General features: G+C 62.9%; 21 protein-coding genes. 4 read left to right on the top strand and 17 right to left on the bottom strand.

The features are described from left to right. Position 1: 1 nt before the first annotated feature. The 10 genes from AC3WVQ_RS19935 to AC3WVQ_RS19980 form a co-directional block, all read right to left on the bottom strand. The gene (locus tag AC3WVQ_RS19935) at positions 2 to 1,105 is read right to left on the bottom strand and encodes a DUF1513 domain-containing protein (protein ID WP_244546754.1); all 1,104 of its coding nucleotides are present in this window, start codon (positions 1,103 to 1,105) and stop codon (positions 2 to 4) included. Between the two features lie 61 nt (positions 1,106 to 1,166). Beyond that, on the bottom strand, positions 1,167 to 2,156 hold the full coding sequence (locus tag AC3WVQ_RS19940) for a magnesium transporter CorA family protein (RefSeq protein ID WP_060519881.1): 990 nt from the start codon (positions 2,154 to 2,156) through the stop codon (positions 1,167 to 1,169). 241 nt (positions 2,157 to 2,397) lie between these two features. Next, the gene (locus AC3WVQ_RS19945; RefSeq protein WP_090296312.1) at positions 2,398 to 3,513 is read right to left on the bottom strand and encodes an imelysin family protein; all 1,116 of its coding nucleotides are present in this window, start codon (positions 3,511 to 3,513) and stop codon (positions 2,398 to 2,400) included. Then, a complete protein-coding gene (locus AC3WVQ_RS19950) occupies positions 3,513 to 5,042 on the bottom strand; it encodes a di-heme oxidoreductase family protein (protein WP_060580620.1) in 1,530 nt (509 codons plus the stop codon). Before AC3WVQ_RS19950 ends, AC3WVQ_RS19945 begins: the two co-directional genes overlap by 1 nt. 49 nt (positions 5,043 to 5,091) lie before the next feature. Beyond that, entirely contained in the window at positions 5,092 to 6,372 is a 1,281-nt protein-coding gene (locus tag AC3WVQ_RS19955; protein WP_110818552.1) for an imelysin family protein, read from the bottom strand. Between the two features lie 189 nt (positions 6,373 to 6,561). Then, positions 6,562 to 7,848, bottom strand: a complete 1,287-nt coding sequence (locus AC3WVQ_RS19960; protein ID WP_034804507.1) for an RsmB/NOP family class I SAM-dependent RNA methyltransferase — start codon at positions 7,846 to 7,848, stop codon at positions 6,562 to 6,564. Between the two features lie 136 nt (positions 7,849 to 7,984). Beyond that, on the bottom strand, positions 7,985 to 8,359 hold the full coding sequence (locus AC3WVQ_RS19965; protein ID WP_060519659.1) for a septal ring lytic transglycosylase RlpA family protein: 375 nt from the start codon (positions 8,357 to 8,359) through the stop codon (positions 7,985 to 7,987). 460 nt (positions 8,360 to 8,819) lie between these two features. Beyond that, entirely contained in the window at positions 8,820 to 9,695 is an 876-nt protein-coding gene (locus AC3WVQ_RS19970; protein ID WP_090296317.1) for an SDR family oxidoreductase, read from the bottom strand. Then, positions 9,683 to 10,885 carry a tRNA epoxyqueuosine(34) reductase QueG gene (gene queG, locus AC3WVQ_RS19975; RefSeq protein ID WP_162731847.1) on the bottom strand — a complete coding sequence of 401 codons (1,203 nt, stop codon included), beginning with the start codon at positions 10,883 to 10,885 and terminating at the stop codon, positions 9,683 to 9,685. The genes AC3WVQ_RS19970 and queG overlap by 13 nt, the downstream gene beginning before the upstream one ends. Further along, positions 10,866 to 11,558, bottom strand: a complete 693-nt coding sequence (locus tag AC3WVQ_RS19980; RefSeq protein ID WP_090296322.1) for a glutathione S-transferase family protein — start codon at positions 11,556 to 11,558, stop codon at positions 10,866 to 10,868. Before AC3WVQ_RS19980 ends, queG begins: the two co-directional genes overlap by 20 nt. 161 nt (positions 11,559 to 11,719) lie before the next feature. Here AC3WVQ_RS19980 and AC3WVQ_RS19985 point away from each other — a divergent pair, with 161 nt between their 5' ends. Then, positions 11,720 to 12,526: an undecaprenyl-diphosphate phosphatase gene (locus tag AC3WVQ_RS19985; protein WP_034804497.1), complete on the top strand. Its 807-nt coding sequence runs from the start codon at positions 11,720 to 11,722 to the stop codon at positions 12,524 to 12,526. Between the two features lie 163 nt (positions 12,527 to 12,689). On the opposite strand, the gene AC3WVQ_RS19990 is transcribed toward AC3WVQ_RS19985, so the two are convergent. From AC3WVQ_RS19990 to dnaN, 7 genes are all read right to left on the bottom strand, one after another. Further along, entirely contained in the window at positions 12,690 to 12,851 is a 162-nt protein-coding gene (locus AC3WVQ_RS19990; protein ID WP_034804494.1) for a hypothetical protein, read from the bottom strand. 240 nt (positions 12,852 to 13,091) lie between these two features. Beyond that, entirely contained in the window at positions 13,092 to 14,072 is a 981-nt protein-coding gene (locus AC3WVQ_RS19995) for a complex I NDUFA9 subunit family protein (RefSeq protein ID WP_060519663.1), read from the bottom strand. A gap of 120 nt (positions 14,073 to 14,192) precedes the next feature. Beyond that, a complete protein-coding gene (locus AC3WVQ_RS20000) occupies positions 14,193 to 14,480 on the bottom strand; it encodes a DUF1330 domain-containing protein (RefSeq protein ID WP_034804478.1) in 288 nt (95 codons plus the stop codon). A gap of 115 nt (positions 14,481 to 14,595) precedes the next feature. Further along, a complete protein-coding gene (gene pyrF, locus AC3WVQ_RS20005; RefSeq protein WP_034804475.1) occupies positions 14,596 to 15,300 on the bottom strand; it encodes an orotidine-5'-phosphate decarboxylase in 705 nt (234 codons plus the stop codon). A 3-nt stretch (positions 15,301 to 15,303) separates the two neighbouring features. Further along, positions 15,304 to 15,891, bottom strand: a complete 588-nt coding sequence (locus AC3WVQ_RS20010) for a histidine phosphatase family protein (protein ID WP_090296324.1) — start codon at positions 15,889 to 15,891, stop codon at positions 15,304 to 15,306. A 4-nt stretch (positions 15,892 to 15,895) separates the two neighbouring features. After that, positions 15,896 to 16,498 (bottom strand): phospholipid N-methyltransferase PmtA, encoded by a 603-nt coding sequence (gene pmtA, locus AC3WVQ_RS20015; RefSeq protein ID WP_082005986.1) that lies wholly within the window; start codon positions 16,496 to 16,498, stop codon positions 15,896 to 15,898. Between the two features lie 238 nt (positions 16,499 to 16,736). Continuing rightward, complete coding sequence (dnaN, locus tag AC3WVQ_RS20020; protein WP_034804468.1) at positions 16,737 to 17,855, bottom strand: DNA polymerase III subunit beta; 1,119 nt, start codon at positions 17,853 to 17,855, stop codon at positions 16,737 to 16,739. A 252-nt stretch (positions 17,856 to 18,107) separates the two neighbouring features. On the opposite strand from dnaN, the gene rsmI reads away from it, so the two are divergent. The 3 genes from rsmI (at position 18,108) to AC3WVQ_RS20035 (ending at position 20,854) form a co-directional block, all read left to right on the top strand. Continuing rightward, positions 18,108 to 19,037: a 16S rRNA (cytidine(1402)-2'-O)-methyltransferase gene (rsmI, locus tag AC3WVQ_RS20025; RefSeq protein ID WP_110818550.1), complete on the top strand. Its 930-nt coding sequence runs from the start codon at positions 18,108 to 18,110 to the stop codon at positions 19,035 to 19,037. Next, on the top strand, positions 19,027 to 19,395 hold the full coding sequence (locus AC3WVQ_RS20030; protein WP_090296329.1) for a YraN family protein: 369 nt from the start codon (positions 19,027 to 19,029) through the stop codon (positions 19,393 to 19,395). The genes rsmI and AC3WVQ_RS20030 overlap by 11 nt, the downstream gene beginning before the upstream one ends. 160 nt (positions 19,396 to 19,555) lie before the next feature. After that, positions 19,556 to 20,854, top strand: coding sequence for an extracellular solute-binding protein (locus AC3WVQ_RS20035; protein ID WP_029742937.1), 1,299 nt, complete (start codon positions 19,556 to 19,558; stop codon positions 20,852 to 20,854). Position 20,855: the final 1 nt, after the last annotated feature.

A 20,855-nucleotide genomic window follows, 5' to 3' on the forward strand; every position in this document is an offset into this window, starting at 1 on the left:
CCTAAGCCAACCGCACGATGTGCTGGTCCCAGGCCACTCGGCTCTTGTTAGCCTTGAAGTGGCCGTCATAGGAGGAAACGGCAAAGCCGTGGTCGGCTCTGGCGACCCCCGCCGCATCGGCGACGCGCTCTTCCTTCAGCACGGTACCGGTTCGTGCATCGAGCATCACCGCCACGCCGCCCTTCGGCGAAGTCAGTCCGATCAGCCCCTCGTTCCGGTTGACGGCGATGGCGCCGACATAGTTCGCCAGCGCTTCCGTCGTGCGCTCGGGCAGAGACAGGAACTTCAGGTCTTCGCCCTGGGAAAACGAGCCGACGAGCGGCGGCAGGTCGCTGCGCGCACCCTCATACTGGCAGGCGAACCAGATCTCGCCCTTCGGACCGATATCGACATGCCGGGTCGACAGGCGGCTGAGATCATCCGGCAGACCGTGCTTCTGTACGAGCGCGCCGGTTCGCGTATCGACCAGCGTCAGGCTCGGCTCCATATGGTCGAGATTGAGCTTGGTGCGGCCAAAATCCGGATGGGTCTCGATGCCGCCATTTGCAATCGCCAGCAGTTTCCCGTCGGCGCTCAGCGTCATGTCGTGTGGGCCGATGCCATAGGTCGGGAATTCGCCGATGCGGGTGAAGTTGTCGCTGCCGTCATAGATGCCGACCATGCCGCGATTGGCGGCAAAGTCGTTCTCGGTGGCGTAGAGCAGCTTGCCGTCTGCCGAGAAGCAGCCATGCCCGTAGAAATGCCGGCCGTCGGCAGCGGTGATCACGATCGGCTCGGCCGTGCCGTCGGTTGCAAGGATCATCGCATAGGTGCCGGGCCTGCGGGCAAAGGCGACGGTGCGGCGGCTGACGGGCGAATAGGCCATGCCGTGTGCACGGGCCGGCAGCGCCGTGCGGTCGATGATCTCGCCCGCTTCCGTGAGCGTCGCGACGCCATAGCTGCCGTCCGGCGCCATGAAGGCCGAGGCAAAGACGGCGTCGGCCCTGGTCAGGGCGAAGGCTCGCTCAGGCGCGAGGCTCGCCACCCAGGCCGCGCCCGCCATCCTCAGGAAACTGCGCCGGTCGATCAGGCCCGTGGCGGCTGTCATGCCATCCTCGCTCGTCATGGAAATCTGCAAGCCCTGGGCGGAGTGCCCGCTCAGGGCTGCGATGCAGCAGGTTGCGCGCTCAGAGCCAGCCCCGGCGCTTGAAGTAGAAATAGGGCACGATCGCCGAGATCACCATCAGCATCAGTGCCGCAGGGTAGCCGAATTCCCACTGCAGTTCCGGCATCACCCCGAAGTTCATGCCGTAGATCGAGGCGACCAGCGTCGGCGGCAGGAAGACGACGGCGGCAACCGAGAAGATCTTGATGATTTGGTTCTGCTCGAGGTTGATGAGGCCAAGCGTCGCGTCGAGCAGGAAATTGATCTTGTTCGACAGGAACAGCGCGTGATCACCAAGCGACGTCGCGTCCCGCTGGATCAGCTTGATCCGCTGCCGGCTTTCCTTGCCTGCCTTGCGCGGCCCCATGCCTTCGAGCGCCACATGATAGGCGACGAGCCGGCCGATGCTGACCAGGCTTTCGCGGATGACCGTCAAAAGGTCGCCCTTCTGGCCGATCTGCTCGATCAGCGACTGCAGGTCGCGCGTCTTCTTGGTGGCGCTGGCATTGGTCTTGCGGAACACATCCCGCGAAATTCCGTCGACCTCGCTGCCGGCGCGCTCCAGGGCATCCGCCGTACGGTCGATGATCGCCTCAAGCAGCCCGAGCATCACCAGTTCGCCGCTTTCGCAGATCTGGCCGTTTGCCTTCTGGATGCGATTGGAAAAATTCTGGAACGGCTTCGGGTCCGCGTGGCGCACGGTAACCAGCGTCGTGCCCTTGAGAATGAAGGTCACCGGCACCTTGACCGGATAATCGCTGTCGAGCTTGGCGGCGGCCGTCATCGTCATGAATTCGGCGCCGGCCTCCTGGTAGAGGCGGTCGGAAAGCTCGATCTCCTGCATCTCGTCGCGGGTCGGGATCTCGATGCCGAGCTGGCCTTCGACGAGCCGCGTTTCCTCGGCCGATGGATTGTAGAGGTCGTACCAGATTGCCGGCGTCGGCAGGGCGATGCCGTCGATCATGTCGACAAGCACGAGGTGGCTGTTCTGGCTTTTGTAGATGCGCAGCATATTGGGCTCCATAGGGCGAGTCATCCGACCGCCTGAAGCCCTGATCAATCAGGACCGGACGGCCGTGAGCGTGAAGGCTCGACTTCGACTGTCGGGGTTCATTGGGAGTTGGTCCTTGTGGTGAAACGTGCCCGCGAGAGCGGACACGGGAAGCGCTTTGCGCCCAAAAACCTTGATTGTCAACACTCGGCGCTTGAGCGGGATGCGGGCGGAAACCGCGCACACGTTTCCTCATCCCGCTCTAGTCGCCGTCGGCAAAGGAGAAGCCCGCGCCAAGCCCGATCGCACCGCCGAAATCCTTGTTCAGTCGATCGAGAAGGTCATTGGTATTGAGCGACAGGAAGGCGAGCTTGGCCCGTTTGTCCTTGTCCTCGAGCGCCTGATCGATCGGTCCGTCGATGTTGCCGGCCATGCCGATCACCGACTTCAAGACGAAGTCGGCGGAACCCGCGACCGAGCGGCTGTCTTCCGGCAAAAGGCTCTGCATGTCGGCAACGTCGAACAGTGTCTTCAGGCCCCGCACGTTGGCGGCGATCGACGGCATGGTGTTGCCGGAGCGCCAGTAGATCGCGAGCTTCGGATGTCCCTTGTCGTCCTTGCTCTCGTAGAACGGCTTCAGCCGCTGGTCCTTCACCGTCTCGACGCCATGGACGAGAATGCCGAGCAGTTCTGTTGCCGCTTCGCGGTTGTCGCGGAACTCGGGATTGTCAGGGCCCGGATGTTTCCAGGCAGCCTGAATGCCATCGGGCTTCTGCCATGCGGCCAGGAACTCGTTGGCGATCGTGTCGAGGTTCTTGGTGATCGCTAGGCCGTAGCGGCAGCGGAAATCGCCATCCTTGTTCAGAAGTGACTCGGCGCCCGTGCCATAGAGCACGTATTCGAGCGCGCCGAGCCCTTGTGCGGCGACGCTCTTGCCCTTGAGTTTGGCTTCGTCCGTTGCGCTTTCATCGTGCTTCGAAACGATCGCCTGCACCTGCTTCAGGCCCGTGCTCTTGCGGTCGGGGTAGAACAGGAACCGCTCGAAGCGGTTCTGCTCAAGTGCCGGACCAAGCCTCACCACCTCGATCGCCGACCAGGCGCCGACCATCTCGGAAAAGGCAACGCGAGCGCCATCGACCGTCGCCTGCGACGGCGCCGCGCAGAGCTTGGCCGTGGCCTGCGTGGCGGCAGCGGTCTTTTCCGTGAGGTTGCGATAGCCGGGGATGATGAAGCCGTCGACGGCTTTGGCCATGACCGCGGGCACGGCCGCCTCGTTGACGACGCGCGGCGAGAGCGCGCTTCCTTCCTGGGCCACCGCCGGGAAAACGGCGGTCAAGGTCAGGGCAAAAGCGAGAGTAAGCGTATGCGTGCGGGGCATTAGAGTGACTCCAGGAAGGCAAGGAGATCGCGGCGATCGCTTGCGGCAAGGGCGGCAAAGGCGTCACGGGCCTTCTGCCCTTCGCCGCCGTGCCAGAGGATCGCTTCGGTGAAATTGCGGGCGCGTCCGTCGTGGAGCAGGAAAGTGTGCCCACTGACGGTCTTCGTCAAGCCGATGCCCCAAAGCGGCGGCGTGCGCCACTCGCGGCCGGTGGCCACACCCACCTGCTGTCCGTCGGCAAGACCCTCGCCCATGTCGTGCAGCAGGAAATCGGAATAGGGCCAGATCAGCTGGAACGACTGCGCCTTGTTGGCCGCGTCCCGGCGGGTGACGAATTTCGGTGTGTGGCAACTGGTGCAGCCGAGTTCGTAGAAGACCTTCTTGCCACGCAGTGTCTCCGCAAAGCTCGCCTTGCGCCGCGCCGGCACGGCCAGGTTCTCCGAATAGAAGGTCACGAGGTTGAGCACCGGGTCGGGCGCTTCTGTGGGGCCAAGGCGTGCCTGCTCGCCGGTCGGCATGGTCAGGCATTTTGCCTGGGCCGCGGTGCAGTCGCCATGCGGGCGGTCGGCGTCGGGTGAAGAGATGCCGATGTCGGTGGCGAAGGCATCGGCGCTCTGTTGCCGCACGGTGGCGTTCTGCGCCTTCCAGCCGAAGCGCCCGAGCATGAGCTTGCCGGTCCTGGCGTCGCGCGTCAGCGCCGGCCGTCCGCTGATGCCGTCGCCATCCCTATCGTCGGGGTCGGCAAGGGCGAGGATGTCCGCCTCGTGGATCGCCTCGATCAGGCCAAGGCCGATCATCGGCTGCGCCACACGCGGCGAGAGCGTGGTTTCCGGATCGAGCGGGCCATAGGCGAGATCGGCCACCGAATAGCCTGGTCGGCGCAGAGAGGCCGTTTCGCCGTCGGGGAAAGTGAAGGGCTCCTCGGTGTAGCTGATCTTCAGATGGCCTTCGGCGGCAAGGCCGGGCACGGCGCTATCCTGAAGCTGGGCGCCATAAACAGCGTCGCCGAAGTTCACCACCTCGTGCGCCGCAATCATCCGGCGCTCCTCGTCGTCGCGGGGCGGCCGCGCCAGGCGGAAGAACATCGAGGTTGTATCGACGGCACCTTCCGGTGGCCGGCCGCGCCCGTCCTTCAGGTGACAGCTCTGGCAGGCTCGGGCGTTGTAGAGTGGTCCGAGCCCGTCGGAGGCCTGTGTGGAGGAGGGGGAGGAAACCCAAAGCTTGCGAAAGAGCGCGTTGCCGAGCTTGAAGCCCTCTTCCTCTTGGAAGGTGAGATTGGCCGAGAATTGCGAAAAACTGTCGGCATTGACGGGCGCGATCGAGGTGGCCGCACCGCCGGACATGGCTTCGAAGGTTTCCGCCTTGGAGAAATCGGTCGCAGGCCGCGTCACCGCCTGGACCCGCTGGCGGTCCTTGTCGTTGAGGTCGGAGCGTTCGGTCAAAAGGCCGTCGCCGGCGAAGGCGGGCAGGGCCGTGAAAAGCGCTTGAACGAGAACAAGCGCGCAAAGGCGGAAAGCGCCAGATTTCATCTCAGGAGGATCGGGCCGCGTCTTTGTCGACGCGGCCCGCCTTTTCAGCTTATTGGAAGACGGCGTTAGGATTATCCAGGCTGTCGGAACCTTCAAGCTCGACGGTGCCGAGATCCAGCGACGCAATGACGCGCTGTACGGTCTTTGCCTGGGCGATCAGGCCGTCGATCGCCGCCTGAACGGTGGCGTTGCCCTCGGCATTGCCTTCGCCGATCATCTGGTCGTAGGCCTCGGTCGTTTCCGCGCGCTTGGCCATCGCCTGCATCTTCTCGACCGTGGTCGAAAGGTTGCCGGCCATTTCCTTGTCGAGCGCTGCATCCTTGGCGGCGACGAGTTCGGACAGCGACGGGCCGGTCATCTTCGTGCCGTCGACGCGGGTATATTCGCCGGTATAGGCCGACTGGATGCCGATCGCGTCGTGCAGGTGCGAGTTGTGCGTGTTGTCGGAGAAGCAGTCATGCTCTTCTTCCGGATCGTGCAGCAGCAGGCCGAGCTTCATCCGCTCGCCCGCCAGTTCGCCATAGGAGAGCGAGCCCATGCCGGTGAGGATGGCGACGAGACCAGCCTTCGGGTCGGCCTCGACCGCCTTGGTCGCGGCACCATCCGGCGTCCAGTTGGCAACCATCTCCTTGAGGTCGGAAACGAGCAGCTCGGTCGCAGCCTTGAGGTAGGCGGCGCGGCGGTCGCAATTTCCGCGGGTGCAGGCCTTGGTGTCGTAGTCGGTGAAGGGGCGGTTGCCGGCGCCGGCCTTGGTCCCGTTCAGGTCCTGGCCCCAGAGCAGGAACTCGATCGCGTGGTAGCCGGTCGCGACGTTTGCTTCGATGCCGCCGGCTTCCTGTAGCGTGCCCGCCAGGAATTCCGGCGTGATGTTGGAAGCGTCGACGTCCTTGCCGTCGATCTTGATCGTCTTGTTGGCGATGACATTGGCGGTGAACAGCGCGTTCTCGTCGCTCTCGGTGCCATAGCTCGGATCGACATAGTCGATCAGGCCCTCGTCGAGCGGCCAGGCGTTGACCTTACCTTCCCACTCGTCAACGATCGCATTGCCGAAACGGTAGACTTCGGTTTCCTGGTAGGGGTTGCGGGCCTTCTTCCAGGCGTCGCGCGCGGCCTTCAGCGTTTCTTCGCTCGGCGTCGCGATCAGCGCGTCAACGGCCTTGTCGAGCGCTTCTGCGGTCGTCAGCGCGTCTTCGAACTTGGCGTGGGCGACGGCGGTGTAGTGCTTCACCACGGCGGCGGCATCGGTTGCGGCATGGGCCGGCTGCAGGGCCATCGCCGAGGTCGCCGTCATCAGCGCCAGCGCGGCGCCCCGGAAAAATTTCTTGGTCATGACCCTCTCCTGTTGCGTCCCCCGGCGCCGTCGAACGAGCCGCAAAACATGGCGTCGTTCAGCCGTCGAGCCATCAGAAAAGGCCCCGCCGAGCCCGCTTCTCATGAACCAAAAGCAAACTTGTGTCAAAGTGTATAGTTTAGAACGCTTTCAATCTGATGCGCGTCTTTTGCCGATCGTCAAACGGCGTTAACCCTTGCGTTGCATCAGGCAGAAGAAGAAGCCGTCCGTGCCGGTGGAAGCGGGTGTCAGCGTCACCGTCTTCATGTCTGCCGACCAGGGCTGCGGCTTGTCGGTGCCGAACAGCGTCGCCCAGATATCGGCGGCCGACAGGATCTCGAATTCCGGATTGTCTTCGCAGAAGCCGTAGACCTGCGCCTCGTTTTCCTCAGGCAGTACCGAGCAGGTGACGTAGATCAGATGGCCGCCGGGACGGACGAACTGGGCAGCGCTTGCCAGCGCTTCTTCCTGCTGGGAGATGCGCTCTTCGAGGTTCTTCTGGTTCAGCCGCCACTTGGTGTCGGGGCGACGGCGCCAGGTACCGGTGCCGGTGCAGGGCGCATCGACCAGCACGCGGTCGAAACGGCCGGCAAGCGGCGCGAGGCTGTCGGTGGATTCATGCACCTGGACATTGCGGGTGCCGGCGCGCTTCAGCCGCTCGATGATCGGGGCTAGCCGCTTGCGGTCGGTGTCGTAGGCGTGCACCTGGCCCTTGTTGTTCATCGCCGCCGACATGGCGAGCGTCTTGCCGCCGCCGCCGGCGCAATAGTCGAGCACCTGTTCGCCTTCCTGCGGATAGGCGAGATCGGCGACGATCTGCGAGCCCTCGTCCTGAACCTCGAACCAGCCCTTCTGGAAGGAAAGCTCGGCCGTGACGTTCGGCAGGCGCGAGGCGCCTTCGCCGGCGGGAATGCGGATACCATTACGGGCGATCGTTGCGGCCTCGGCACCGCTACGCTCCAGTGCCTTCAGGACCTTGGCGCGCGACGCCTTCAGCGTGTTTGCGCGCAGGTCCAGCGTCGGCCGGCCGGCGAGCGCCTTGGCTTCTTCCAGCCAGTCGTCGGAAAAGTTCTCTTCAAAGGAGGCCTGGACCCATTCGGGGATGTCGCCCTGCACATGGGCCGGGGCGTCCTCGATCCGGCGCGACCTGAAGGCTTGAAGCTGTTCGGCCGGTGCCTCCGGCGCGAACTTGTCGCCATCGAGCTCGGCGGCCAGCGCCTCGGGCGAAAAGCCCCACTGGCGGTACATCACCGCGTGGCCGAGGGCCGAGGCGCTGTCGCTATCCATCAGGTAGGCGTGGGAGAGCTTCATGCGAAGGGCGTCGTAGACGATGTTGCCGATCGCCGAGCGATCGCCGGATCCGGCGAAACGGTGGCCAAGGCCCCAATCCTTGAGCGCGTCGGCGACCGGGCGCTTCCGCTTTTCGATATCCTCAAGAACCTCAATGGCTCCAGCGAGCCTGCCGCCCAAACGCATCTTCGATCAACTCCTTTTTCGCCGTGGTAACGGCGATGGCATCGAAGAGCAAGACGGCGGAGAAGATTAACCGCCGAGAACGGTCTTTAGCGAAGTAGATCCACCCGCCCGCAGGCCGGGTAGCAGTATTTCAAGATCAGGAATTGACGACGCGATAGCAGACGCTGGCAGTGCCGGAGCGGACCATGCCGATCTGCGATGCTGCAGCCTTGGAAAGATCCATGACGCGACCGCGGATAAACGGGCCACGATCGTTGATGCGAACGATAACGCTCTTGCCGTTGCGCTTGTTGGTGACCTGCACCTTGGTGCCGAATTTCAGGCTGCGATGGGCGGCCGTCAGGTGAGCGGCATTCATGCGCTCGCCGGAGGCGGTCTTGGAGCTCAGCGCATACCAGGATGCGCCGCCGCAGCCGGCGCCGGCTGCATGGCTATCGGAAACGGAGACGAGACCGATAGTGGCCGTGAATAGCGCTGCAGCGGCAGCCGTCTTGATCTTCGCTGGCGTCAAACTGGCGATCCCCTCGGTCAAAACACTTGGTTAAAAACTTCTGAGAACCGCTAATTGGGGCGAAAAATGGCAAAAACGTGCTTCAACCATTTACGCTCTATTAGGATTTATTAAAAAATGACGAAATTTCAAAAACGAAGATTGTTTGAAATAGTTTAAACGCAGACAGGAGTTCTTTGGAATCAGGGGTTGAGCGTTCGCCAGCCTCCGCACGTGAGCCGAACCCGCCCGTAAACGAAAAATTTCATTAAAAATTTCGAATTGGACCAATTTTCCGGAATCCGGATGGTCGAAAATTCGTTACTAGCGCGCAGGTTGTATGAAATTAGCCAAGTATCGAACGAATATCCAAAGAATGTCACAATTGCGATGGCCGAGCCCTGGCCATTACTGACGGACTGACTATCGACGTTCTATAAGCATTACGGGTTATGCTATCTGGCGGGTGCCGTATTGCATTTCACTGTCCGCGCCACGCGCCCGACTGCCAAAGCTGTGCAAGCGAGACGCGATAATCCGGAAAGGCAAATTCAAAACCGGTCGCACGCATGCGGGCATTCGAAACCCGCTTGTTTTCTCCATAGAAAGTGCGGGCCATCGGTGACAGTTCGGCTTGCTCGAAAGGCGTTTCCGGCGGCGGCTCGACGCCCATCAGCCGGGCGGCTTCCGCGACCACGTCCTGCGGCGGCGCCGGCTCGTTGTCGGTGATGTTGAAGACGCCGCTGGTGCCATTGTTGGCGAGGAACAGCGCTGCGGCGCCGATATCCTCGACGCGGATTCGATTGAACACCTGGCCGGGCTTGACCAGCCGCCGTGCCGTGCCGTTTTCGAGATTGCAGAAGGCGTTGCGTCCGGGTCCGTAGATGCCGGAGAGCCTGAGCACCGCGACCGGAATATCCTGGTTCTTGCCGAAGGCGATCCAGGCGTCCTCCGCTTCCACGCGCTCGACAGAGCGGGCCGAGACCGGCTTGCGCAGCATGTCCTCGGTGACCCATTCGCCGCCATGGTCGCCATAGACCCCGACCGTTGAGAGATAGCCGATCCATTCGAGGTTCGGCGCGATCTGCGTGAGGTCCGGGCTCGTGGTGCGGAACATGGGATCGCCATCGCGACCGGGCGCGATCGACTGGATCAGATGAGTTGCCTTGCCGAGGGCGGCGGCAAGGTCGTCGGAGATCGTCTCGCCGTCGAAGAGCACCGGGCGGATGCCGGCCCTTTCGAGTTTTGCCGCCTTCTCCTCGCTCCTGGTGGTGCCGATAACGCTTGTGGCCGTTGGGGCCATCGCTTTTGCGATTGCCGTACCGGAGTAACCGGCGCCAAGGATCAGGACATGCATCGGCTCACTCCCGCGATCTGCCATTCGTTGAGGACGTCTTCGTCCGTCTCTGGCTCGCATTGTTCGGCAAATTCCGCAAGCGCCGCAGGCGCGACCAATCGTGACAGCGCCCAGACCGCCATCGCCCGCACCACGGCTGAGGTGTCGTTGACGCGGGCCTTGACTGCGGGCACCAGCGCCTGGCTGCCTGAATTGCCGGCGGCGATCAGCACGTTCCGCACGAACCGGTCGCGACCGATGCGCTTGACCGGTGAGCCTGAGAACAGGCTGCGAAAGCTCGGATCATCCAGGTCAAGCAGGGTTTCGAGCGACGGCGCCTTCAGATCGTCGCGTGCTCTGAGCTTCATTTCCGAGGCTGCCTGCGCGAACTTGTTCCAGGGGCAGGCGGCAAGACAGTCGTCGCAGCCATAGATGCGGTTGCCGATCAGCGGCCGGAATTCGGGATCGATCGGCCCCTTGTGCTCGATCGTGAGGTAAGAGATGCAACGTCGCGCGTCGATCCGGTAGGGCGCCGGGAAAGCGTCTGTCGGACAGGCATCGAGGCAGGCGCGGCAGGAGCCGCAATGGTCGCGCTCGGCTTCGTCGAAGGCGAGGTCCGCCGTCGTGAACAGGCTGCCGAGAAAAAGCCAGGAGCCGAATTCGCGGCTGACCAGATTGGTGTGCTTGCCCTGCCAGCCGAGGCCGGACTGCTCCGCCAGCGGCTTTTCCATCACCGGGGCGGTATCGACGAAGACCTTGACGTACTCGCCAGCGCGCGCGGCAAAGCGGGTCGCGACTTCCTTGAGCTTGCCCTTGATGATGTCGTGGTAGTCGCGGTTCTGGGCATAGACCGAGATCGCACCGCGATCGGTCCGCTCAAGAATGCCACGCGGATCGTGTTCCGGGCCGTAGTTCATCGCGAACATGACGACGGAGCGCACCTCGCTCCAGAGCGTGCGCGGATCGGAACGGCGCTCGGCTGTCTCTTCGAGCCAGTCCATCGTGCCGTGAAAGCTCTCGTCGAGAAAGTCTCGAAGCCGGGCCGGTGCTTGCGGAATGGCATCCGGCCGGGTGATGCGACAGAGATCGAAGCCCTTGTCTGCCGCCTCTGCCTTCAGGAACGCCGTCAGCTTCAGCCGGCGCCGTTCCTCACTGTCTGCCTTGGCATCGATGCCGGGCACGGTATTCGCCTCAGAAGTCGAGATCCGCATAGTGCGGAACGGGGGTGACGCCGCGCACGCGCTCGGCAAGCAGCGGCCGGAAGGAGGGGCGGGACTTCAGCCGCTGGTACCACTCCTTGGCGCTCGGGGCGTCCGACCAGTCGATTTCGCCGAGATAATCGAGCACGGACACCGTCGCGGCGGCGGCAAGATCGGCATAGGAGATCCGGTCGCCGGCAAGCCAGGTCCGCGAGCCGGCAAGCCAGGAGAGATACTTCATATGCTGGCGGATGTTGGCGCGCGAGGTCCGCAGGACCTTGCTGTCGGGTGCGCCGCCGCCCTGGTCCGGCGTCATCTGCAGCTTGAAGATCCGCTCGCGCACCAGCGGCCGCGTCACATCGGCTTCCATCTTCTGCAGGAACCATTCGACCAGCCGGCGGATTTCCGCGCGCTGGAACGGATCCTCGGCCAGAAGGCGGCGATCCCGCTTCATGATGCCATTCGTCTCGTCGAGATATTCCGAGATGATCGTCGCCCCACAGAGCGCCCTCATACTGTCGTCAACATAGACCGGTAGCGTTCCGGCCGGGTTCAAAGCCAGGAAGTCGCGCCGGTTCTCCCAGGGCTGCTCGTCCGTCAATTCCGTCTGGTAGCCGTATTCCGAAAGGATCAGGCGAACGAAGCGTGAAGCGGCGGACATGGGGTGGTGATACAGTGTCGGCATCGATGATCTGGCTTCTCAGGGCTTTGGCTTGGGGGCGTCAGCGTGGCGGCGCAAGCGTCTGGCCACGGCTCATGTGTTAGAGCTATAGAAATTTGTGGTGGCAAACACAAGCGAATCAGCCTTTTCCTCCCACTCCAAAACTTGTCAGGAAATTCTCATATATGGCGGATCAATCGATCATCAGTGCGCTTGTCCTCGGTCTGATCGAGGGCCTGACGGAGTTCATCCCCGTCTCGTCAACGGCGCACGTCCTTCTCGCCGGCCACTTCCTCGGCTTCAAGTCGCCGGGCAACACCTTCGCCGTCCTCATCCAGCTCGGCGCCATTCTGGCGATCCTGCTCGTCTATTTCCAGAAGCTTCTGTCGATCGCGCTGGCGTTGCCGACAAGCATCAAGGCGCGCCGCTTCGTCGTGTCAGTGCTGCTCGCCTTCCTGCCGGCGGCGGTCATCGGTGCCATTGCCCATGATTTTATCAAGACGGTGCTGTTCGAGACGCCTGTCCTGATCTGCGTCGTACTGATCGTCGGCGGCGTCATCCTTTATGCGATAGACCATCTGCCGCTGAAGCCGCGCTATACCGACGTGATGGACTACCCGCCGTCGCTGGCGCTGAAGATCGGCCTGTTCCAGTGCCTGGCTATGATCCCCGGAACGTCCCGTTCCGGCGCGACGATCGCCGGCGCCCTGCTGATGGGCACCGACAAGCGTTCGGCCGCCGAGTTCTCGTTCTTCCTGGCGATGCCGACCATGGTCGGCGCCTTTACGCTGGACCTCTACAAGAACCGCGATGCGCTCTCCTTTGACGATTTTACCCTGATTGCAGTCGGTTTCATTGCGGCCTTCGTCGCCGGCATCTTCGTCGTGCGCTCATTGCTCGACTTCGTCTCGCGGCGCGGTTTCACGCCTTTCGCCATCTGGCGCATCATCGTCGGGATCGCCGGCCTGATCGGTCTGTGGCTGCTTGGCTGAGCAGAACCGACGATCTCAATGACAAAAGGCGCGTCCCCGACGCGCCCTTTTCCTTGACCTGTTGTCAGGCCCTAAAAACAAAGCCGCGTGCGTCTCATGGTGAAACGCACGCGGCTACTGGCCCCCGCCAATAACTTTTGATGCCTCGTCGAGGCGCCGGCCCTTAGTGGCCGGAAAGGTCGATCGATGCCGTGGTGCACGGATCGACGCCATAGGCCGGTGCGCAATCCTTGCCGCTGCTGGCGACCGTGTTCGGCGCCATGAACGATCCAGCCAGAATGATCAGTGCCGCACACGCAAAAAAGATTGCGATCGACTTGCCCATGGACGCTATGCCTTTCGAGATTGATGCCGCCGCCCGCCGTCATGCCTTGGGATCGGGGGCGCGAGGCGGTGTTTAGTTGGTGGATATGACATGATCAATATCAGGACATGTTGAATTTGCGGTAAATGCCAATCGCTTTTCCGACTGCGGCAGAACTGCAACGCTGTTACCGCAATACAACAGAAAACGGCCGCCGGTGGTTCCGGCGGCCGTTCAAAAAAATCGTTGGGTTGCTGCCGATCAGGCGGCGCGGCCGCTACGGGTGTACTGGCCCTGCGGGCGGTAGCGCACCAGATAGGTCGGCAGGATCGATTCCAGCATCGTCGGGTCGATGCCGATGCCGGAAAGTGTGCGGCCTTCCGATACGGCCTTTGCGGAGACGACATTGTCGGATTTCAGCAACACCACCTGGTCGGCGGTAAGCGGCGGCGTGACGAAGGGGATCAGCGACGAAACGCTGCCGATCAGAGACGCGACGCCGAAGGGCAGCGAGACGAGCGTGCGCTTGCGGTCGATCGTGTTGAGCATGATCTCGAGACAGTCGCGGAAGCTCAAGACGTCAGGGCCGCCGAGTTCGTAGATCTTGCCCTTGGCGATCTTGCCGTCGACGGCGCGGGCCACGGCTTCGGCGACGTCGGTCACGTAGACGGGCTGGAATTTCGTCTCGCCGCCGCCGATCAGCGGCAGGACCGGCGAGAAGCGGGCCATGTTGGCGAATTTGTTGAAGAAGCCGTCCTCTGGACCGAAGACGACCGACGGACGCAGGATGATCGCGTCAGGCTTGGTCTCAAGGATAGCGGCCTCGGCGCGGCCCTTGCTGCGGGCGTAGTTCGATGCAGAGGAGGCGTCGGCGCCGATGGCGGAGATATGGGTCAGCGTCGCGCCGACGCCGCGGGCCGCTTCAGCCACGGCACGGGCGCCGAAATCCTGGACCGCATCGAAGGTGTTGCGGCCGCTCTCGAACAGTACGCCGACGCAGTTGATGACGTGATCGGAGCCTTCAACGGCGCGGTCGACCGATTTACGGTAGCGCAGGTTCGCCTGAACGAAGGAGATCTGGCCGACATTGCCGAGCGGCTGGAGATGACCGGCAAGGTCCGGCCGGCGAACGGCGACGCGGATGCGATAGCCGCGTTTGGCGAGCGCGCGCACCACATGACGGCCGACGAACCCGGATCCGCCGAAAATCGTCACCAGCGGCGGAAGGTTGGACAAGGTCATGGGATGTGCACTCCTGATCGGATCGGAAAGAATTGATTGCTACATAACCCAACAGCCGCGAGAGGTGAAGGCCAATCGACGCCTGCGTGCAGAGCCTGCTAAAGGTTGGGGGCGGTGGGATCAGACGCCTTCGACGACCACCATCTCGGCGTCGGCGACTTCCTGGCGGATCGCGGCGGCAATCTGGTACTCGGGAGAGTTATAACAGTCGATCGCCGCCTGCAGCGATGGAAATTCGATGACGACGTTGCGGGCGCGAACGCCACCCTCCAACCGATGATGCAGCCCGCCGCGTGCCAGAAAATTGGCGCCGTATTTCTCGAAGGCGGGCTTTGCGGCCGCTACATAGTCCTTGTAGCGCTCGGGGTCGCGGACATCGACCCGTGCGATCCAGTATCCCTTGGCCATATTGAGCTCCTCGTCTTGCAGCACGAAAGGCTGACGGGAGTGTTACTTCCGGCAAATTTGGGCCGAGGTCAAGCGGATCGACCGGGCGCGCTGGTCCGACGGGTGTCGCCCGGCATCAGCGGGCGAGCGCACCGTTCATTTCGGCAAGGATGGCGCGGGCAGCCGCAAGCGGCTCGGCGGCTGCGACGATTGGGCGCGCGACGACGAGATGGCTGGATCCGGCCTTGAGCGCCTCGGAGGGCGTCATCACCCGCTTCTGGTCGCCCTTGTCCGCGCCGGCCGGGCGAATGCCCGGGGTGACGAGTGCCATGTCCGGCCCGATGATCTTGCGCACTGCCGCCGATTCTTCCGCTGAGCAGACGATGCCGCCCATGCCGGCGGCGCGCGCCTGTTCGGCCCGGCGCAGCACCAGCGTGTGCGGATCGTATTCATAGCCGGCATCGATCACGTCCTGCTCGTCCATCGAGGTGAGCACGGTGACGCCGAGCAGGCAGAGGTCGGAGCCTTTTGCAGCCTCGACAGCCGCCTTCATCGCCTTCGGATAGGCGTGCAGGGTCAGCATCGACATGCCCATCTTGGCGATGTTCTCGACGCCCTTGGCCACCGTGTTGTCGATGTCGAGCAGCTTCATGTCGAGGAAGACGTTCTTGCCGCTTTTGGCCAGGTCGCGCGCGAATTCCAGGCCGCCGGCAAAGACCAACTGGTAGCCGATCTTGTAGAAGGAGACATCGTTGCCGAGCGTCGACACGATCTTCTCGGCATCCGCAATCGTCGGAAGGTCGAGGCCTACGATCAGTCTGTCGCGCGCGGTTTCGGTCATCGTCTAAATCCCCTGCCAGTGTTCCATCGGGGTCCAGTCGCATGCAACAGTCCGATCCGCAAGGCGGAAAGCGAAGACATTGCCGCCGCCACCACCCTTCTGGTCGGCTGCGCGCGAGATTGGCGCGCCGGTAAGGCGGCATTTCAGAAGTGTGCCGACGCCGCCATGGCCGACGAAGGCAATCGGGATTTTCGGATCGTGATCGCCGAGGATCCGAAAGACCGCGTTCGAGATGCGGCTCTGGGCATCGATCGCGCGCTCCCAGCCCTTGAAGCTTTCGGTGGGATTGGCGAAGAACCAGTCGGCCGCCTTCTCGAATTCCGGCGGCGGCAGGAAGCCGGTGGCCGATCGATCGTTCTCGCCCATGTCGTGGTGGACCTCGACCGTCACGCCGGCCGCATCGGCCAAAAGTTGTGCCGTCTCGATCGCCTTGGTTTCGTCGCTCGAAACGATCCGTCCGAGCGAACGCACCCAGGGCAATCGGGCGGTGATGACCGCGCGTTCGCGGCCAACAGTGGAAAGTCCCCATTGCGGGACGGGCACGTCCGGATCGATCTGGACCTGCGGATGGGTGACGTAGACGCCGAACATCCCGTCAGTGCGCCCGGCGATAGACCCAGAGCTGCGCCGGCGGAATGTTGCGCACGACGAAGTCGAGATGCTGGATGCTGTAGCGGTCCGGCATGGCAACGACGGGCGACAAAGGCCCATAGGAAATCTGCACGACCGGCCGGCCGACCGGAATGCGCGACAGCAGATCGTCGATCAGTTCGACGCGGCGATGCATCGGGAAGTTCAGAAGCGGCACGGCAGAGACGACGCTGTCGAAGGTCTGGCCGTTGAGTTCGCCGAGCGTGTGTTCCAGATCGAAGGCGTCGCCGTTGATGAAGTTGACGCCGTTGAAGTTGGTCTTGAGCTGATTGTAGAAATCGGTCGAATACTCGATCGACACGAGATTGGACGGCTCAAGGCCACGTTCCAGGATCGCCTTGGTGATGACGCCGGTGCCGGGGCCGAGCTCAAGAACCGGAAGGCCTGAGGCCGGATTGATGACGCTCGCCATTCGGCGCGCTGTGACGGAGGAGGTCGGCAGGATCGCGCCGACGGCCTTGGCATTGCTCATCCATCCTTTGAAAAAGCGAATCTCTTCGTCGAACTTCCGTCCGAGCCGTTCCTTCACCTTCACGCGCAAATTCATTGAACCCCTCAAAACCGCTGTCCTCTCCTCGCACAGGCCGTCCGCGCAAAATTCCTCGCCCGGTGATTCGGGCCGGCCGCGGCGGCGGTGATCATAATGTGTCCCCATCTGCGGCAAAAACAAGTCTGTCTGCGCCTGAAAGCGTTCGCTTATCAACAGTCCGCAGATGCCGCGGCCAACAAAAAACCCGTCACGCGCGGGCGTGACGGGTTGGCATTTCGCGCCGCGTCAGGCCCGGCTACACGCGCATCGGCATGAGCACATAGAGCGCATCTTCAGCGGCCAGATCACGGACGAGCGTCGGCGAGCCCGGGTCTGCCAGCATGAAGATCGCATCGGTGCCTGTCAGCTGCGAAGTAATGTCGAGCAGGTACTTCGCGTTGAAGCCGATTTCGAGCGGATCGTGGTCGTAGCCGACGGGCAGTTCTTCCGTAGCACTGCCGGAATCGGGATTGTTGACCGTCAGCGTCATCTGGCCTTCGTTCAGCGCCAACTTGACGGCGCGGCCGCGCTCCGACGAGATCGTCGATACGCGATCGACCGCCTGAGCGAAGGACTGGCAATCGACGCGCAGTTCCTTGTCGTTGTTGGCCGGGATGACGCGCTGGTAGTCGGGGAAAGTGCCGTCGATCAGCTTCGAGGTCATGACGATCGAGCCGATCGTCAGGCGGATCTTGGCGTCCGAGACTTCGACAGTGACGACGAGTTCCGGGTTGTCGAGCAGCTTCTGCAATTCGCTGACGGTCTTGCGCGGGATGATGATGCCCGGCATGCCTTCGGAGCCGGATGGCGCCTCGACGTCGGCGCGCGCCAGGCGATGGCCGTCGGTTGCGACGGCGCGCAGTTTCAGCTCACCCTTGCTTTCGACCGTGTGTACGAAGATGCCGTTGAGGTAGTAGCGGGTTTCCTCAGTCGAGATCGCGAACTGGGTGCGATCGATCAACATCTTGAGGTCAGTCGCCTTGAGGCGGAACGAATGCGAGAAGCTGCCGGCGGTCAGATCCGGGAAGTCGGATTGCGGCAGGCACTGCAGCGAGAACTTGGAACGGCCCGAGGCGACGGTCATCGCCGTGCCCTCGGCGTTGGTGGCGAGCAGCACTTCCGAACCGTCGGGCAGCTTGCGCACGATGTCGTAGAGCAGGTGCGCTGGCACGGTGGTCGCGCCCGCCTGCTCCACCTGCGCCGGGGTCGCCTCGGTGATTTCGAGGTCGAGGTCGGTCGCCTTCATTTCGAGGCTGGCGCCGTCGGAACGCAGGAGCACGTTCGAGAGGATCGGGATCGTGTTTCGCCGCTCCACCACGCGGTGCACGTGGTTCAGCGATTTCAGGAGGTTGGATCGCTCGAGAGTAATGCGCATGGGATGCCGCTTTCAACCATTGCCCGGCGGGCGAAACGTCCGCCTGAGCGTCAACTGCGAGTGCCCCGGCCGACCGACCGGATAGATGTGGACCGGCAAAATGGCAGAAAGAGCGCCCGGAAAGCAAGGGGTTTGAGGGCTTCTGTCCCCAGATGCGGCACGTGGGCCCGTCGTCTTGCCCTTGCTCTGCCATGGTGGCTCACTCATAAAGACCGGACAGACACATCGGTAAGCACGATCAGGACGTTACAGGTGGAAAAGCAAAAGACAGCGGAACCGGCCGGCGGACAGAGGGAGCGCAGCTACCGGCTGCACAATGTGAGCGTTCCGGCCCGCCCCCTTGATGCCGCGCTCTATCTGGTGGCAACCCCGATCGGCAATCTCGGCGATATCACGCTGCGCGCGCTGGAAACATTGGCCGGCGCCGATGTGCTTGCCTGTGAGGACACGCGGGTCACCCGTGTTCTGCTTGATCGCTACGGCATCACCAATCGGCCCTACGCCTACCACGAGCACAATGCCGACGAGGCCGGTCCGCGGCTGCTGGCAGCGCTCGCCGAAGGGCGTTCGGTGGCACTAGTCTCTGATGCCGGCACGCCACTGGTCTCCGACCCCGGCTACCGCCTGGGGCAGCTTGCGATCGAGGCCGGACATCGCGTCGTGCCGATTCCCGGCGCCTCGGCGCCGCTTGCAGCCCTCGTCGGGTCCGGCCTGCCGAACGATGCTTTCCTCTTTGCCGGTTTCCTGCCGACCAAGGACAAGGCCAAACGCGATCGCCTCAGGGAACTCGCCACCGTGCCGGCAACCATCCTGTTCTTCGAATCGCCGCACCGGATCGCTGCGACGGTTGCGGCGGCGGCCGACGTTTTGGGGGAGGGCAGGCGGGCGTCCGTCTGCCGCGAATTGACCAAGACCTTCGAGGAATTTCGCCGCGGCACGCTCGGCGAGCTTGCAGCTCATTATGAACAGGCGGGGCCGGTCAAGGGCGAGATCGTGCTCGTCATAGGCCCTCCCGATGCCGCGCCCGAACCGGAAGCGGCCGACGTCGACGCGCTGCTGCAAAGCCTGGTCGCCGACATGCCGACCGGCAAGGCGGCAACCGAAGCCGCCCGCCAGACGGGCCTGCCGCGCAAGGAACTCTATGACCGGCTGCTGCAGTTGAAGGAGCGCCATGACGACTGATGGTGGCGACAAGCGGAAGCTGAAGGCGCTGAGGCGAGGGCATCTCGCCGAATACCGTGCCGCGCTTTGCCTTCTGCTCAAGGGCTACCGCATCGTCGCCATGCGCCATCGCACCAAGCTTGGCGAGATCGACATCATCGCAAGGCGCGGCGATCTCATCGCCTGCGTCGAGGTCAAGGCCCGTCGCTCGGCCGAAGACGGCGTCTTCGCCGTGACGGCGACAGCGCAGAGGCGTATCCGTGCCGCGAGCGATCTCTGGCTGGCGAAACAGCCGGATTTCAGCAGGCTTTCCGTGCGCTACGACATCGTCACCGTGACCCCTTGGGGCTGGCCGCGGCACCTGCCGGATGCGTTCTGAATCGGCGCATAATGAAGGAAAATGATTGCGTTGTTCCGCGGGTGCTCCTCGTTGGAACATATTCTCGAATTTGTAATCGTTCCGACATAAAAGCGTTACGGGCCTGTCATTGAAGGTCACTAGTCCACTGCCATCCGCAACCCGGTGGAGAGGATTAGTCATGTTCAAGAAGTTTACGCTCGCAGCCCTTACCCTTGCATTTTCCGCGACCTCGTCGCTTGCCGCGACCAACATTACCTGGTGGCACGGCATGGCCGGCCGCAATGGCGAAGTCATCAATGAAGTTTCCAAGAAGTTCAATGAAGCCCAGAGCGCCTGCGCGCTGACCCCGGTTTCCAAGGGCACCTACGAGGAAGCGCTCGCTTCCGGTATCGCCGCTTTCCGCTCGGGTGAACAGCCGAACATCCTGCAGGTCTTCGACGCCGGTGCCGCCACGATCATCAACGCCAAGGGCGCGGTCATCCCGGCCGAAGACCTGATCATCAAGGCTGGTCACAACTTCGACCGCAACGCCTTCATCGATGGCGTGCGCTACTTCTACGCCGACAGCGAAGGCAAGTTCGTCGGCATGCCGTTCAATTCCTCCGCGCCGATCATGTACATCAACGACGAGGCCCTGAAGAAGGCCGGCGTCGAAGCGCCGAAGACCTGGGAAGAGTTCGAGGCCGTCGCCCCGAAGCTGAAGGAAGCCGGTTACATCCCGCTCGTCCAGTCGCAGCTCACCTGGCAGTTCACGGAGAACTTCTTCTCCCGCAACAACATCCAGTTCGCCACCAACAACAACGGTTACGACGCCGTCGTCGACACTGAGCTGAAGGTCACCGACCCGAACCTCGTCATGATGTTCGACAAGCTGAAGGCCTGGAAGGATGAAGGCTACTTCGCCTTCTACGGCGCCGGTTGGAACGACAACCAGAAGGTCTTCGAAGAAGGCAAGGCTGCGTTCTGGATCGGTTCGTCGGGTTCGTTCGGCGGCCTGCAGAAGACGGCGCAGATGCCGTTCTCGGCAACCTTCCTGCCCTATTGGGGCTCGATCAAGGGCGCCGGCACCAACTCCTTCATCGGCGGCGCGGCACTCTTTGCCATGTCCGGCAAGACGGATGAAGAAAACAAGTGCGTTGCCGACTTCTTCCAGTTCCTGACCTCGCCTGAGATCCAGTACTTCTACCACAAGGCCACCGGCTATGTGGCCATCACCAAGGCAGCCTACGAGCTTGCCCAGAAGGATGGTTACTACAAGGAAAAGCCGGTTGCCGAAGTCGGCATCAAGCAGCTGATGCTGCCGGCCGGCGACTGGTCGAAGGGCTACCGCCTCGGCTTCTACCCGCAGATCCGTGAAATCATGGAACGCGAATACGGCCGCATCTTCTCGGGCGAAACAACCGTCAAGGACGCGTTCGACACGATCGAGAAGGAAGGCAACGAGCTGCTCGCCCGTTTCGCCAAGACGGCCGGCTGAG

It is taken from the genome of Ensifer sp. EB106-05-01-XG146, from assembly GCF_058791875.1.

What these genes read in the sequence shown, in the direction of transcription:
- AC3WVQ_RS19935 (WP_244546754.1), bottom strand. Translation starts at nt 1,105, where the DNA reads ATGACGAGCGAGGATGGCATGACAGCCGCCACGGGCCTGATCGACCGG.
- AC3WVQ_RS19940 (WP_060519881.1), bottom strand. Translation starts at nt 2,156, where the DNA reads ATGCTGCGCATCTACAAAAGCCAGAACAGCCACCTCGTGCTTGTCGAC.
- AC3WVQ_RS19945 (WP_090296312.1), bottom strand. Translation starts at nt 3,513, where the DNA reads ATGCCCCGCACGCATACGCTTACTCTCGCTTTTGCCCTGACCTTGACC.
- AC3WVQ_RS19950 (WP_060580620.1), bottom strand. Translation starts at nt 5,042, where the DNA reads ATGAAATCTGGCGCTTTCCGCCTTTGCGCGCTTGTTCTCGTTCAAGCG.
- AC3WVQ_RS19955 (WP_110818552.1), bottom strand. Translation starts at nt 6,372, where the DNA reads ATGACCAAGAAATTTTTCCGGGGCGCCGCGCTGGCGCTGATGACGGCG.
- AC3WVQ_RS19960 (WP_034804507.1), bottom strand. Translation starts at nt 7,848, where the DNA reads ATGCGTTTGGGCGGCAGGCTCGCTGGAGCCATTGAGGTTCTTGAGGAT.
- AC3WVQ_RS19970 (WP_090296317.1), bottom strand. Translation starts at nt 9,695, where the DNA reads ATGCATGTCCTGATCCTTGGCGCCGGTTACTCCGGTACGGCAATCGCA.
- queG (WP_162731847.1), bottom strand. Translation starts at nt 10,885, where the DNA reads ATGCGGATCTCGACTTCTGAGGCGAATACCGTGCCCGGCATCGATGCC.
- AC3WVQ_RS19980 (WP_090296322.1), bottom strand. Translation starts at nt 11,558, where the DNA reads ATGCCGACACTGTATCACCACCCCATGTCCGCCGCTTCACGCTTCGTT.
- AC3WVQ_RS19985 (WP_034804497.1), top strand. Translation starts at nt 11,720, where the DNA reads ATGGCGGATCAATCGATCATCAGTGCGCTTGTCCTCGGTCTGATCGAG.
- AC3WVQ_RS19990 (WP_034804494.1), bottom strand. Translation starts at nt 12,851, where the DNA reads ATGGGCAAGTCGATCGCAATCTTTTTTGCGTGTGCGGCACTGATCATT.
- AC3WVQ_RS19995 (WP_060519663.1), bottom strand. Translation starts at nt 14,072, where the DNA reads ATGACCTTGTCCAACCTTCCGCCGCTGGTGACGATTTTCGGCGGATCC.
- AC3WVQ_RS20000 (WP_034804478.1), bottom strand. Translation starts at nt 14,480, where the DNA reads ATGGCCAAGGGATACTGGATCGCACGGGTCGATGTCCGCGACCCCGAG.
- pyrF (WP_034804475.1), bottom strand. Translation starts at nt 15,300, where the DNA reads ATGACCGAAACCGCGCGCGACAGACTGATCGTAGGCCTCGACCTTCCG.
- AC3WVQ_RS20010 (WP_090296324.1), bottom strand. Translation starts at nt 15,891, where the DNA reads ATGTTCGGCGTCTACGTCACCCATCCGCAGGTCCAGATCGATCCGGAC.
- pmtA (WP_082005986.1), bottom strand. Translation starts at nt 16,498, where the DNA reads ATGAATTTGCGCGTGAAGGTGAAGGAACGGCTCGGACGGAAGTTCGAC.
- dnaN (WP_034804468.1), bottom strand. Translation starts at nt 17,855, where the DNA reads ATGCGCATTACTCTCGAGCGATCCAACCTCCTGAAATCGCTGAACCAC.
- AC3WVQ_RS20030 (WP_090296329.1), top strand. Translation starts at nt 19,027, where the DNA reads ATGACGACTGATGGTGGCGACAAGCGGAAGCTGAAGGCGCTGAGGCGA.
- AC3WVQ_RS20035 (WP_029742937.1), top strand. Translation starts at nt 19,556, where the DNA reads ATGTTCAAGAAGTTTACGCTCGCAGCCCTTACCCTTGCATTTTCCGCG.